The organism is Allorhizobium paknamense (assembly GCF_030815125.1).
In the GTDB taxonomy this organism is placed as follows: Bacteria; Pseudomonadota; Alphaproteobacteria; order Rhizobiales; family Rhizobiaceae; genus Allorhizobium; species Allorhizobium paknamense.
Map to the genome: position 1 here is coordinate 23,613 of NZ_JAUSWH010000001.1, position 13,314 is coordinate 36,926.

Sequence of the window (13,314 nt, forward strand, 5' to 3'; positions counted from 1 at the left end):
AACCAGTTTGCCCGATTTTTAGACAGGAAAATGGTGCTTGCCAAGTCGTCTTAGCGCCCGCAACGACAAATTCCTGGGCAAATGCTGGAATATTTTCGGGTTGAAGGCTAGAGAGACGCGAACGAGCCCTCATTATGGATAGAAAACGTGCATAACGGCAAGGACGGGTCCAGGTCAATCGCAGTTGTCATCGTGGCCGCCGGACGCGGCGAGCGGGCCGGATATTCGCAGGAAGGGCCAAAGCAATACCGGCGCATTGGCGGCAGAGCGGTGATTCTCCACACCATCGAGCGCTTCCGGCGCTTCCTGCCCGATGCGCATCTTATCCTCGTCATTCACGCGGATGATCATGACCTTCTGGATCGGGCGCTTTCGGAGGGCGGACTTTCGCGTCAGGACGTAACCGTCACAGAGGGCGGGCGCACCCGCCAGCAATCGGTGCTGGCCGGGCTGAAAGCTGCCGCCGTTCACCAGCCGGATCTGGTGATGATCCATGATGCGGTGAGGCCGTTTTTCGATGCCGCCATGCTCTCGCGGATCATTGCTGCCTATGATGCCGGTGCGAAAGCCATTCTCCCTGCCATGCCGGTTACGGACACGCTGAAGCGTGGCGACGCACAAGCGCAGGTGATCGACACCGTTTCGCGCGAGCGGCTTTATGCCGCCCAGACCCCGCAAAGCTTCGCCTTTCCAGCCATTCTGGAGGGGCATCTGGCCGCCGCCGCCGAAGGGCGGGATGACTTTACCGACGATGCGGCCATTGCCGAATGGGCCGGGTTTTCGGTAAGCCTTGTGGAGGGCTCGCCCGACAATGTAAAACTGACGCTGAAAAGAGATATCGAAATGGCCGATGCCCGCCTGATGCCCGTCCCTCTTCCCGATGTGCGCACCGGTAACGGCTATGACGTGCACCAGCTTGAACCCGGCGAAGGCGTAACGCTCTGCGGCGTTTTCATTCCGCATGATCAGGCGCTGAAAGGTCATTCCGATGCCGATGTGGCGCTGCATGCGCTGACGGATGCGCTGCTGGCCACCTGCGGCGCGGGCGATATCGGCGATCATTTTCCTCCCTCCGATCCGCAATGGCGTGGCGCACCCTCACGCATTTTTCTGGAGCATGCGGCAAACATCGTTCGCAAGGCGGGCGGCACGATCATGAATGCCGATATTTCGCTGATTGCCGAAGCCCCGAAAGTCGGCCCGCACCGGCAGACCATGCGGGAAAAACTATCGGAGATCCTCGGCATCTCGCTGGAGCGCTGCTCGGTCAAAGCGACGACGAACGAGAAGATCGGCTTCATTGGCCGCCGCGAAGGCATAGCCGCCATTGCCACGGCCACCGTTGTCTATCGGGGAGACGGCGAATGAGCCTTTTTCCATCGGCAATCGAAGAGAAGGCCAAGGCAATTATTGCTGATTTCAGCGTCCGCGGCTTGACCATTGCCACGGCGGAATCCTGCACCGGCGGGCTGATTGCCGGGGCTCTCACCGAAATCGCAGGCTCCTCTGCCGTCGTGCTTTGCGGCTACGTCACCTATTCCAACCAGGCTAAAATGGACATGCTGGGCGTGCCTGCCGTGACCTTGGAGATTTTCGGTGCCGTATCGCAGCAAACGGCGCTCGCCATGGCCCATGGGGCGCTATACCGCTCCGGCGCAGCGCTGTCGGTCGCGGTCACCGGCATTGCAGGCCCGGGGGGCGGTTCGGTGGAGAAACCCGTGGGGCTGGTGCATCTGGCGGCCATGAACCGTCACGGGGCGACCAAGCATCGGGAAATGCAGTATGGCGACCTTGGACGCGAAGGCGTTCGGATGGCAACTTTGCACACCGCGCTCGAAATGCTGATCGAGGCTGCTCAGGCGTAAAGCTTGTCGGCCCGCGCCTCGAAGGCTTCGGCAAACATGCGGAAGGCGCGGTCGAACATAGAGCCCATCACCGCGCCGAGAATCATGCTCTTGAATTCGTAATCGATGAAGAACACCACGGCGCACTTGCCCTCGCCCGCGTCCTCAAATCGCCAGCGATTGTCGAGATACCGGAATGGACCCTCGATATATTTGACGTCGATGGCCTGCTCTGCCGGGTTGAGCAGAACCTGAGTGGTGAAGGTTTCGCGGATCGCCTTGTATCCCACCGTCATATGCGCGACGAGCAGGGTCTTGCCATCCCGCTCCTTGCGGGACTGGATGGATAATTCCTCGCAAAGCGGCAGGAATTCCGGATAGCGCTCCACATCCGCGACAAGATCATACATGCGCTGGGGGGAGTGATTGACGAGGCGGCGAGTTTCGAACTTGGGCATGATGCGGACTTAAGACGGGACACCGGCAAGATCAAGGAGTTTGGCGGTGTCGCGATGTGATTTCAGGATAACCACGGGGAGGTCCGCCCTTGCCGCCTCGAAGGCAGCCATGAACTTCGGAACTTCGTTCCTCTCGAAATTCCAGACATAGGAAAAGAAGGCCCAGTCGATTTTTTCCGGACAGCCCTCCGGCATTCCGGGGCGCACCGTCCCGCGATAGCGCCACCAGCGCCGCAGAATGCCCGAAACAGAAACATGACGCGGCGGGCGCAGCCAGATGACCAGATCCGCGCGGTTCAGGCGAATGTTCATGGTGCGGGGGCTGTTGCCATCCATGATCCAGCGCTCACCTTGCGCATGCGCCGTCATCAACTCAATGGCTTCTTCGCGTGGTCTGAGCCTCCAGCCGGGCAGCCAGAAAACATCGCGATCCAGCGAGATGTAAGGCAGGGAAAACCGCCTCGAAAGGGCAGTGGAAAGCGTGGACTTGCCGCTGCCGGAGCAGCCGGTCACCACGATCCGTCTGCTTTTGGCGACCAGATCTGCCGCTTCGGCAATGTCCAGCACTGTTGTCGTCATTACCGATCCCTCTCCTTCGTTGCCGGGTGTTTTTGCGCACGAGATCTCGATAGGAACAAGGCCTCAGAAAGGCCCCGGTGCTTCGTCTGCGCCGGGGTTTTCGGCTCGTCTGATCTTAGGTTGACTGGTTTTCGGATTTGTTGGAAGACGGACAGACGTTTGACAAACACATCCGGATGCAAAAGACATGACAAAAATCACGATTGTTGCCTTTGACGGCACTCGTTACGACCTCGACGCAGCCGACGGCTCCACGGTGATGGAAAACGCCGTGCGCAATTCCGTGCCGGGGATCGATGCCGAATGCGGCGGCGCCTGTGCCTGTGCCACCTGTCATGTTTATGTAGACGATGCCTGGACCGCGACGGTCGGCGCTCCGCAGCCGATGGAAGAGGATATGCTGGATTTTGCCTCCGACGTGCGGCCTACATCGCGGCTTTCCTGTCAGATCAAGGTCGGTCCGGCGCTGGACGGATTAGTTGTGCACGTGCCTGAACGGCAGGGATAAGATCCGTAACCGCGGTCGCGTTTGCCAATTTGCGAGTTTTATAGCGCCGTGCGTTTTACCATACGCACGGCGCTATAAAACTTTAAATCTGATTAAGCAATTAAGCATTAGCTAAAAAAGCCCCGCAAATCCTTGGGGGACGTGCGGGGCAACAGGGTGCGATCCGCGCCGGTAAAGGGAGGGGGAACCGGCGGCGTGACGCACCAGGAGGAACAGAGAACAGCAAGCGCATAGGGTGCTTGCTATGTTCTAATCTAATACATCTTCGGGATGTGCACCACTCCGAGAAATTACGGGTGATTTCGCGGATATGTTTGCTGTAGCATGAAGGCCGCAGGCCGTGGTTGCGCGAGGCTGGCGGTCCTGCCAGATGAGATTTGGCCTTACCGATGCGCCTGCTTGCCTGCGCGATATTGCAGGAGGCGCAGGATGCGGGCGTTGAAGTTCACAGCTTCGATGCGGTCGAAGCGCACCTGGTCTGCCTCATGCTCGTCGGTTGCCTTGTCGGTGGCGATTGCCACCTGTTCCTGGAGGATTTCGCAGCTTTTTTCCGGCTTCAGCGCTTTCAGCGTTGTTTCGAGACCGCGAGCATGCTGCACGGCAATTTCGGCATGGCGTTCTTCGTGACGCTTGATGTCGGAGGCCAGCGTATCCCAGATGAAGCCGAGTTCCGGTGTGGCTGTTGCGCGGTTTTTCCAGCGCGGCATGATGATCGTTACGTTGAGCTTGACCGTGACATCGCCGACCGCGCAACGATTGGCGGAGCGGAGATAGTTGATCGTGCCGCCGAATTTGATGCGCGTGGCACCGGGATGGCGCATGCCGGTCGCGTTGGTGTGCGGCCCCTTTCGCTCCAGTTCGCGGTCAAGATCGGCTGCGGTACGCCCGCTGATCGGAAAATAGCTGTAGGATTTGCGGATACGGGTTTCGGCACTGGCCTGGCCGGTGCTGAGTGCCATAATGGCAAGTGCTGCTCCGGCCCATTTCCACATGCAATCCATCCGCATCATTGAATTCCTTTAGAGTTTGGGGCATAGCCGGGCGAGTTTCAAGGGAAACCCGTATTTTTCCCGGGATCGAGGGACAGGTGAGCAATCAGCAGCACAGGTGGCTACTGGCGCGGGAACGCAGCCTTATACTGGGCGAAAAAGCCCGCCTGATGGCGATTGTCAACGTCACGCCGGATTCCTTTTCCGATGGCGGACGGCACGACACGCTGGAGACGGCCTTCCGCCACTGTCTTTCCTGCCTGGAAGAGGGGGCGGATATTCTCGATATTGGCGGGGAATCCACTCGTCCAGGCGCGCTGCCTGTCTCTACGGCGGAAGAGCAGGATCGTGTGCTGCCGCTGATCGAGCGGCTTACGCGTGAAACCGATGCCCTGATCTCCATCGATACCTACCGGGCCGAAACCGCACGGGCCGCCCTTCAGGCGGGGGCACATATCGTCAATGATGTGCATGGGCTGCAGCGGGAGCCGGAGATCGCGGCCGTTGCCGCAGAGCATCGCGCCGGGCTCTGCATCATGCATACGGGCCGCGACCGGCAGCGTCTGGCGGATGTGATCGCGGATCAGAACGCCTTTTTCGAAACCTCGCTTGCCATTGCCCGGCGGGCCGGAGTACATCCCGGAACAATCCTGCTGGACCCCGGTTTCGGCTTTGCCAAGGAGACCACGGAGATCAATCTTGAACTTCTGGCGCGACTGCCGGAGCTTCAGTCCCTTGGTTTTCCATTGCTGGTCGGCACCTCGCGCAAACGCTTTCTCGGGACGCTGACGGGCCGGGAGGCCGCAGATCGCGATGCCGCGACGGCGGCGACTTCGGTGATTGCAAGGACCAAGGGAGCAAGCGTGTTTCGTATTCATAATGTCGCGATCAATCGGGACGCTCTGGCCGTGGCCGATGCTATGCTCGCTCTTGAAACTCGCTTGGGAAAAGGACATTTCCATGGCTGATACCTACCGAATTACCCTCAAGAATTGCGGGTTCTTCGCGCGCCATGGCGTGCATGACCAGGAGGAATTTCTGGGCCAGCGGTTCTTTATCGATGCCGAACTGGAAATCCGGTTTTCGCAGGCCCTGGAAACGGATGAGCTTGAGGGCACGGTGGATTACGGCAAGGTTTTCCAGGTGATCGAAGAGATCGTGACCGGGCGGCGGCGTTATCTCATCGAAGCCCTAGCCCTGGATATTGCCAAATCGCTTTGCGACCACTTCGATGCTGTGTTGCGGGCCAGGATTACCGTGCGCAAGCCCAGCGCTCCCATTCGCGGCCTGCTGGATTATGTCGAGGTGTGCGTTGACCACGTGCGCTGATCCGCTGCCCGTGGTGGCGGCGCTGGGCCTCGGCGGCAATCTCGGCGATCCGGTGGAAGCCATGGCCAGGGCATTGCAGGCGCTGGATCGGCGGGAGGACAGCGCCATGCTGGCCGTTTCCGGTCTTTACCGCACTCCACCCTGGGGCAAGACCGATCAGGCGGACTTCTTCAATGCCTGTGCACTGGTCAAAACGACGCTATCCCCTTCGGATCTGCTGGATTGCTGTCTCGACCTGGAGCGGGCGATGAAGCGCGTGCGGCTGGAGCGATGGGGGCCACGGACGCTCGATATCGATATTCTTTTTTACGGTGATCGGGTGGTCGCGGAAGACCATTTGCACATCCCGCATCCGCGCATGCTGGAGCGTGCTTTTGTGCTGAAGCCACTGGCCGATATCGCGCCGGATCATGTCATCGCTGAGAAAGCCATCAGCGAGTGGCTTGGGACTGTGGACGCCTCGGACATCAATCTCGCCGATGGCAGTGCAGGCTGGTGGCGCCGGTAACACCAAGTGTTATTGAAAATGACCTTGGTATTCTCTTTTCGATTATCTCAAGCCTCTGACGCAGTTGAAATATTCGTAACCTTTTCAAGGCAAGGAGGCGCACGCATCTTCGATGCCTTGGTCTAGGGTGTGTGGACATTCGCCCTTGAGCGGGCTGCAAACGGCAATTTCCTGCGCTTACCTAGGCTCATGTACTCAAGTACACTCCGCTCCGGTTCTCGAAAATCACCGTTTTCGCCACGCCCAAAGCCGAATGTCCACACACCCTAGAGCATAATCCGACCGGAGTGAAACGAGGATCGACAAGATTATGCTTCAAAAAGAGAATCTTAGAGCGCCGATCTGATTCAATCAGATCGAAAAGCGCTCTAAATTCAAAAGCCCGCCATTGCATAATTCTGGTTGGTGGCAGGCGTATAACAGCCATGATAGCCTTCTCCACAGAACAACTATCTCATTCAATAATAATATAAATTTCGACTGGAGACATTTATGGCGACACCCATTGCCGAACACGGCGCAACCGGCGCACCAAACGCCAAAAAACTGGATCTCCGCCGCATCATGCTGGCCAGCGTGATCGGCACGACCATTGAATGGTACGATCTCTTCATCTTCGCCACCGCCTCGGCGCTGGTGTTCAACAAGGTGTTTTTCCCAAGCTTCGATCCGTTGGCGGGGACACTTCTGGCCTTTAGCACATTCGCCTCCGCCTATCTGTCGCGCATGCTGGGCGCGGCGCTTTTCGGGCATTTCGGCGACCGGCTGGGGCGAAAATCCACGCTGATGATATCGCTCAGCCTGATGGGTCTTGCCACCTTCGCCATCGGCCTGCTTCCCGGCTATGATACGCTTGGGGCATGGGCGCCCATCCTGCTTGTCGTGCTGAGACTATTGCAGGGGCTTGCGCTTGGCGGAGAATGGGGCGGCGCGGTGCTGCTGGCGGTGGAGCATGCGCCGAAGGACAAGCGCGGTCTCTATGGGTCGTGGGTGCAGATCGGCGTGCCCGCTGGCACGTTTCTGGCCAATTCCGCCTTTCTCATCATGTCCGCCCTGCTGCCGCCGGAGAGCTTTTTGCTCTGGGGCTGGCGGCTGCCGTTTCTCGTCAGTATTCTCCTGGTGGCAATCGGGCTTTATGTGCGCCTGAGCGTGACGGAAACGCCAAGCTTTGCCAGTTATGCAAAGCAGGCTGAAAAGCACCGGATTCCGCTTGCCGATCTGCTGCGCAAGCATTGGGGAACTGTGCTGCTGGGCGGCGTGGCGACGCTTTCTATCGGCTCCTCCTTCAATCTCATAGCAGTCTTCGGCCTCTCCTACGGCACGCAGACTCTGAAACTGCCCAAGCAGGATGTGCTGACGATGATCCTGATCGCCTGCGCCTTTTGCGTACCCCTTCTGCCCTTCTTCGGCAGACTTTCCGACCGGATCGGCCGGCGAAAGGTGATCCTGGCCGGGATTATTGCGGAAATTCTCTTTGCCTTTCCAATGTTCTGGCTGATGGACAATGGCGGGCTGCCAGGCGTGCTTCTCGGCTTCCTGCTGATGATGAGCGCCTTTGCCGCCAATTTCGGACCGATCGCCACCTTCCTGGCGGAACTCTTCGAAACAGGCCTGCGCTATACCGGGCTTTCGCTGTGCTACATGCTGGCAGGCGTTCTCGGGAGCGCGCTGACGCCGATCATCACATCATGGCTTGTGGCAACCACCGGCAATGCGGCTTCGGTCGCCTGGTACATGATGGGCGCTTCCGCCCTATCCGCCATCACGCTGGTCATCCTCTCACGCCGGGTGACCGTCTCTGCATGAAAAAGGGCGCTCCCTTGACGGGGCGCCCCTCAAAAATAAGGGAAAATTCTACTCAACCAGTTGCGAGCAGCTTTTCACGATTGGCCTTCAGCCGCGCGAAATCCTCGCCCGCATGGTGCGAAGAGCGGGTCAGCGGGCTGGAAGAGACCATAAGGAAGCCTTTGGTATAGGCGATATCTTCGTAAGACTTGAACTCTTCCGGCGTCACGAAGCGCTCGACCTTGTGGTGCTTGCGGGTGGGCTGGAGATATTGGCCGATGGTAAGGAAATCGACATCCGCCGTGCGCAGGTCGTCCATCAATTGCAGCACTTCATTGCGCTCTTCCCCCAGGCCGACCATGATGCCCGACTTGGTGAACATGGTGGGGTCCAGTTCCTTCACCCGTTGCAGAAGACGGATGGAGTGGAAGTAACGTGCACCGGGGCGAACGGTAAGATAATTCCCGGCCACCGTTTCCATATTGTGGTTGAAGACATCCGGCTTGGCGGCCACGACGCGCTCCAGTGCGCCGGGCTTTTTCAAAAAGTCAGGCGTCAGAATTTCAATGGTGGTTTGCGGCGAGGCTTCACGAATGGCCCAGATGACCTTTTCGAAATGCTCCGCACCGCCATCGGCCAGATCGTCACGATCCACAGAGGTAATGACGACGTGGGACAGGCCCATCTGGCGCACGGCCTTGGCGACATTGGCGGGTTCATCCTGATCCAGCGCATTCGGCTTGCCGGTCGCCACATTGCAGAAGGCGCAGGCACGGGTACAGATCTCACCCATGATCATGAAGGTGGCGTGCTTCTTGTCCCAGCACTCGCCGATATTCGGGCAGCCAGCCTCTTCACAGACCGTCACCAGCTTGTGCGAGCGCACGAGGTCACGGGTTTCCTGATAGCCCTTGGACACCGGGGCCTTAACCCTGATCCATTCCGGCTTGCGCAGCACTTCCGTATCCGGCTTATGGGCCTTTTCCGGGTGGCGGACGCGCTTTTCGCCCGGTTGGGTTCTGTCGAGGATGGTAACCATCGTGTTTCCTTTGCCGCAGAGCGGCGACCGTCAAAAATCTACTTACGAGCCAGCTTTGCGAAGAACAGCAGAATGCAGCCGCCAATGAAGCTGGTGATCAGATAGCCCAGCCAGTCCCCTGCCACGAAGATATCGAAACGCCGCAGGATGGCATTGGCAATCACCGAACCGACAATGCCGATGACGATATTCATGAAAATGCCGAAGCGCATATCCATGAGCTTGCCCGCCAGCCATCCGGCAAACCCGCCCACGATGATGGCCGTAAGCCAGCCGACATTTTCCATTCCGTGACCCTCGCTTCAAGCTGAAAACCCGGCCCTATATAATAGGCCGGGTTCTCTTGAGCAATGTCAGGCGTTCAAGACTTTGCCATAGGCGTCCAGTACCGCTTCCTTCATCATTTCCGACAGCGTCGGATGCGGGAAGATGGTGTGCATCAGTTCTTCCTCGGTGGTTTCGAGGTTCATGGCCACCACGAAGCCCTGGATGAGTTCGGTGACTTCCGCACCCACCATATGCGCGCCGATCAATTCGCCGCTCTTCTTGTCGAAGATCACCTTGATCATGCCCTGGTCTTCACCCAGCGCAATAGCCTTGCCATTGGCGCCGAAGGAATAGCGGCCCACGCGGATATCGCGACCTTCCGCCTTCGCCTTGGCTTCCGTCAGGCCAACAGAGGCAACCTGCGGATTGCAATAGGTGCAGCCGGGGATCTTGGCCTTGTCCATCGGATGAACGCCCGGAACGCCGGCGATCTTTTCGACGCAGATAACGCCCTCATGCTCGGCCTTGTGGGCCAGCATCGGCGGGCCTGCAACGTCGCCGATGGCATAGAGACCTGGAACATTGGTCTTGCCATAGCCATCGATGACGATGCAGCCGCGATCCGTCTTGACGCCCAAGGCCTCAAGGCCGAGATTTTCGATATTGCCCTGCACGCCGACCGCCGAAATCAGGCGATCCGCGGTAATCTGCTGCACCTTGCCATCCTTGGTCTCGACATGAGCCGTGATGGAATTTGCACCCTTCTCGACCTTGGAAACCTTGGCATCGGTAATGATTTTCAGCCCGCGCTTTTCAAGCTGCTTGCGGGCCATGGCGGAGATTTCCGCATCTTCCACCGGCATGATCTGCGGCATGACTTCCACCACCGTGACATCCACGCCCATGGAGCGGTAGAAGGAGGCAAACTCGATGCCAATGGCACCCGAGCCCATGACGACCAGCGATTTCGGCATGAAATCCGGCTTCATGGCTTCGAAATAGGTCCAGATCAGCTTGCCATCCGGCTCGATACCGGGCAGCGCGCGCGGACGCGCACCGGTCGCGACGATGATATGCTTGGCGGTATAGGTGCCCTCGCCCAGCACACCCTTCGGAACCGGGTTCTGCGGCTCGACGACCGGCTTGGTCATCTTGCCGACAACGATCTCGTTCGGCTTGGTGAGCTTTGCCTCACCCCAGATCACGTCGATCTTGTTCTTCTTCATCAGGAAGGCGACGCCGCCGTTGAGGCGGGCGGACACGCCACGCGAACGGGCAACGACATCCTTCACATCCGCCGTCATCTTGCCTTCCAGCGTCAGGCCGAAGCTCTTGGCATGGTTGGCGTGATCGAGAATTTCAGCCGAACGCAGCAGCGCCTTGGTGGGGATGCAGCCCCAGTTCAGGCAGATGCCGCCAAGATGCTCGCGCTCGACAATGGCCGTCTTCAAGCCAAGCTGGGCAGACCGGATGGCCGTGACATAGCCCCCCGGACCGGAGCCGATGATGATGACGTCATAAGCATTCGACATGGGCGCTTCCACTCCTCGGTTTCCTTGAGGCAGTTCCTTTCGGATCTGCCCGTAACGGGACTGGAAGCGCGTCCGGCTCAGATTGCCGGTGTCTCGGCTTCCGGTTCATGTCGAACCAGCATCCCGTAGATTTCATCCTTGAGCCGCATGCGCTTCTTGCGAAGATCTTCCATATGGAAGTCGTCAAGCGGCTCGATATTGGTTTCGGCGCGATGAACCTGCCGGTTGACTTCGTGATAGGCATCGAAAAGCCGGACAAAATGACCGTCCGTTTCTTTGAGATGCCGCATCAGCGGCACGAATTCCGGAAATTCTTCTGCCAGTTCATGCGGTGTGTTGGCCATGATCTTTCCCCCAATAACGGTTGCAAGATCAGATTAAACGCACCGCAGCATACCTCCTTGATTCCGATCAACCTGATGGGCCGGGCCGTGTCACAGGCCGAGCATCATCCGGACCACCGGCTCCAGTCCGCGCCCGATGGCGCGGGTATTCTCCGCATCGAGATGAATGCCATCGAGCGGCGTGGTCCTGGCCACTGAGCCTGCATCGAAGAAACCGCATCCCAGTTCATCAGCCGCATCCCGGTACAGGCTCGCCAGCATCGCACCTTCTTCAATGGAGCGATTGAACATGGGGCCGAACATCGGATGCGCCGTTTCGCAAATCGGTGGCGGCGAGACGATCAGCACATCCGGGCTCTCGAAATCAAAACCCCAGTCATGCGTCTGAACCTGCCGCACCAGACGTTTGATACCCTGCACCGCACCGTCCGCCGTGCCCTGTATGCCACGCTTCAGATCATTGGTGCCCAGCATGATGATCACCAGATCGAGCGGCTTGTGCGTCGCCAGAACCGTCGGCAAAAGCTTCACACCATTGCGCTCGCAATCGCCGAGATAATCGTCATAGGCGGTGGTGCGTCCGTTCAAGCCTTCGGCAATCACCCGGACGCCGTGGCCAAGCGCCTTCTGCAACACGCTGGTCCAGCGATCCTCATGGGCGTGACGGCCAAGACCAACCGGATCATAGCCCCAGGTCAAACTGTCGCCGTAGGCGAGAATGGTTTTCATGCGCGGCGCACCTCCCGAAAACGAGGGGAGAGGCAGGGAAACCCACCTCTCCTCATCTCATTACACCAGCATGCCCATCGGGTTTTCGATGTAGCGCTTGAAAGCGCCAATCAGTTCGGCACCCAGAGCGCCATCGACGGAGCGATGGTCGGTGGACAGCGTCACGGTCATGACATTGGCCACCTTCATTTCGCCGTTCTTCACCACGACACGCTCTTCGCCCGCGCCAACGGCGAGGATGGTGGAGTGCGGCGGGTTGACGACGGCAGCGAAGTGCTTGACGCCCATCATGCCCATGTTGGACACAGCCGTGGTGCCGCCCTGATATTCCTCGGGCTTCAGCTTGCGTTCCTTGGCGCGCTTGCCGAAATCCTTCATCTCGTTGGAGATTGTGGAGAGCGACTTGGTCTCGGCCTTGCGGATGATCGGGGTAATCAGACCGCCCGGAATGGAGACGGCGACGCCGACATCCACATGCTTGTGCTTGACCATGTTCGTATCCGTCCAGGACACGTTGGCATCCGGCACATCGCGCAGCGCCAGCGCCATGGCCTTGATCACCATGTCATTGACGGAAAGCTTGTAGACCGGCTTGCCATCCTTTTCAGGGGCAGCGGCATTGAGCTGGGCACGGAGCGCCAGCAGCGCATCCAGTTCGCAATCCACGGTGACGTAGAAATGCGGAATGGTCTGCTTGGATTCTTGCAGGCGCTTGGCAATGGTCTTGCGCATGCCGTCATGCGGCACAAGCTCGTAGGAACCCGGCTCGAACAGCTTGAGCACAGCCTCTTCCGACGGGCCTTTGGCAAGGGCCGGAGCCGGGGCAGCGGTGGCAGGTGCGGACGCCGCCTTGGCGCCACCACCGGCAACGGCCTTTTCCACGTCGCTCTTCACCACGCGGCCCTTGGGGCCGGTGCCGGAAATGGCCTTGAGATCAAGACCGGCATCCTTGGCAAGACGACGGGCCAGCGGCGAGGAGAAAACGCGGTCGCCGGAAGCTGCCGGAGCGGCAGCAGCCTGCGGAGCCGGGGCGGCAGCGGGGGCTTCTGCCTTGGCGGCAGGTGCCTCAGCCTTCGGGGCTTCCTTGGGCGCTTCGGCCTTGGCAGGTGCGGCACCACCGCCAGCAGCGGCGGCAGAGACGTCTTCGCCTTCAGCTGCCAGAATGGCGATCAGCGAATTGACCTTCACGCCCGCCGTGCCAGCCGGAACGACCAGCTTGGCAACGACGCCTTCGTCAACGGCTTCCACTTCCATGGTCGCCTTGTCGGTTTCGATCTCGGCGATCACATCGCCGGACTTGACCGTATCGCCTTCCTTGACCAGCCACTTGGCCAGATTGCCTTCTTCCATGGTCGGAGAAAGCGCAGGCATGGTAATGTTGATCGGCATGAGCCTCGCCTCCC

Annotated in this window: 16 protein-coding genes; 7 read left to right on the forward strand and 9 right to left on the reverse strand. The window is 59.2% G+C overall.

The genetic code is table 11. From position 1 onward, the window contains the following. Positions 1 to 147 precede the first annotated feature (147 nt). Together QO005_RS00115 and QO005_RS00120 are read left to right on the forward strand one after the other, a co-directional pair. Positions 148 to 1,368, forward strand: a complete 1,221-nt coding sequence (locus QO005_RS00115; protein WP_307155946.1) for a bifunctional 2-C-methyl-D-erythritol 4-phosphate cytidylyltransferase/2-C-methyl-D-erythritol 2,4-cyclodiphosphate synthase — start codon at positions 148 to 150, stop codon at positions 1,366 to 1,368. Then, positions 1,365 to 1,865: a CinA family protein gene (locus tag QO005_RS00120; protein WP_307155947.1), complete on the forward strand. Its 501-nt coding sequence runs from the start codon at positions 1,365 to 1,367 to the stop codon at positions 1,863 to 1,865. The genes QO005_RS00115 and QO005_RS00120 overlap by 4 nt, the downstream gene beginning before the upstream one ends. On the opposite strand, the gene QO005_RS00125 is transcribed toward QO005_RS00120, so the two are convergent. Continuing rightward, positions 1,856 to 2,302: a type II toxin-antitoxin system RatA family toxin gene (locus tag QO005_RS00125; protein ID WP_307155948.1), complete on the reverse strand. Its 447-nt coding sequence runs from the start codon at positions 2,300 to 2,302 to the stop codon at positions 1,856 to 1,858. The genes QO005_RS00120 and QO005_RS00125 overlap by 10 nt on opposite strands. Before the next feature lie 9 nt (positions 2,303 to 2,311). Then, a complete protein-coding gene (locus QO005_RS00130) occupies positions 2,312 to 2,881 on the reverse strand; it encodes a P-loop NTPase family protein (protein ID WP_307155949.1) in 570 nt (189 codons plus the stop codon). 187 nt (positions 2,882 to 3,068) lie between these two features. On the opposite strand from QO005_RS00130, the gene QO005_RS00135 reads away from it, so the two are divergent. After that, complete coding sequence (locus tag QO005_RS00135; RefSeq protein WP_307155950.1) at positions 3,069 to 3,389, forward strand: 2Fe-2S iron-sulfur cluster-binding protein; 321 nt, start codon at positions 3,069 to 3,071, stop codon at positions 3,387 to 3,389. Positions 3,390 to 3,772: 383 nt separating this feature from the next. Here QO005_RS00135 and QO005_RS00140 read toward each other — a convergent pair whose 3' ends face one another. Continuing rightward, positions 3,773 to 4,381, reverse strand: coding sequence for a DUF922 domain-containing Zn-dependent protease (locus QO005_RS00140; protein ID WP_307155951.1), 609 nt, complete (start codon positions 4,379 to 4,381; stop codon positions 3,773 to 3,775). Between the two features lie 95 nt (positions 4,382 to 4,476). Between QO005_RS00140 and folP the strand changes: the two genes are divergently transcribed. From folP to QO005_RS00160, 4 genes are all read left to right on the forward strand, one after another. Further along, on the forward strand, positions 4,477 to 5,346 hold the full coding sequence (gene folP, locus QO005_RS00145; RefSeq protein ID WP_307155952.1) for a dihydropteroate synthase: 870 nt from the start codon (positions 4,477 to 4,479) through the stop codon (positions 5,344 to 5,346). Continuing rightward, positions 5,339 to 5,707 carry a dihydroneopterin aldolase gene (gene folB, locus QO005_RS00150; protein ID WP_307155953.1) on the forward strand — a complete coding sequence of 123 codons (369 nt, stop codon included), beginning with the start codon at positions 5,339 to 5,341 and terminating at the stop codon, positions 5,705 to 5,707. The genes folP and folB overlap by 8 nt, the downstream gene beginning before the upstream one ends. Then, the gene (folK, locus tag QO005_RS00155) at positions 5,691 to 6,215 is read left to right on the forward strand and encodes a 2-amino-4-hydroxy-6-hydroxymethyldihydropteridine diphosphokinase (protein ID WP_307155954.1); all 525 of its coding nucleotides are present in this window, start codon (positions 5,691 to 5,693) and stop codon (positions 6,213 to 6,215) included. Before folB ends, folK begins: the two co-directional genes overlap by 17 nt. Before the next feature lie 492 nt (positions 6,216 to 6,707). Further along, complete coding sequence (locus QO005_RS00160; protein ID WP_307155955.1) at positions 6,708 to 8,021, forward strand: MFS transporter; 1,314 nt, start codon at positions 6,708 to 6,710, stop codon at positions 8,019 to 8,021. Positions 8,022 to 8,073: 52 nt separating this feature from the next. Here QO005_RS00160 and lipA read toward each other — a convergent pair whose 3' ends face one another. The 6 genes from lipA to QO005_RS00190 form a co-directional block, all read right to left on the reverse strand. Further along, positions 8,074 to 9,039: a lipoyl synthase gene (lipA, locus tag QO005_RS00165; RefSeq protein WP_307155956.1), complete on the reverse strand. Its 966-nt coding sequence runs from the start codon at positions 9,037 to 9,039 to the stop codon at positions 8,074 to 8,076. A gap of 38 nt (positions 9,040 to 9,077) precedes the next feature. Beyond that, positions 9,078 to 9,326 (reverse strand): GlsB/YeaQ/YmgE family stress response membrane protein, encoded by a 249-nt coding sequence (locus QO005_RS00170; RefSeq protein WP_307155957.1) that lies wholly within the window; start codon positions 9,324 to 9,326, stop codon positions 9,078 to 9,080. Positions 9,327 to 9,392: 66 nt separating this feature from the next. Continuing rightward, a complete protein-coding gene (gene lpdA / locus QO005_RS00175; protein WP_307155958.1) occupies positions 9,393 to 10,838 on the reverse strand; it encodes a dihydrolipoyl dehydrogenase in 1,446 nt (481 codons plus the stop codon). A gap of 77 nt (positions 10,839 to 10,915) precedes the next feature. Further along, on the reverse strand, positions 10,916 to 11,182 hold the full coding sequence (locus QO005_RS00180) for an HP1242/YdcH family protein (protein ID WP_307155959.1): 267 nt from the start codon (positions 11,180 to 11,182) through the stop codon (positions 10,916 to 10,918). A 90-nt stretch (positions 11,183 to 11,272) separates the two neighbouring features. Further along, complete coding sequence (locus QO005_RS00185; protein WP_307155960.1) at positions 11,273 to 11,911, reverse strand: SGNH/GDSL hydrolase family protein; 639 nt, start codon at positions 11,909 to 11,911, stop codon at positions 11,273 to 11,275. A 60-nt stretch (positions 11,912 to 11,971) separates the two neighbouring features. After that, a complete protein-coding gene (locus QO005_RS00190; protein WP_307155961.1) occupies positions 11,972 to 13,300 on the reverse strand; it encodes a pyruvate dehydrogenase complex dihydrolipoamide acetyltransferase in 1,329 nt (442 codons plus the stop codon). Positions 13,301 to 13,314 lie beyond the last annotated feature (14 nt).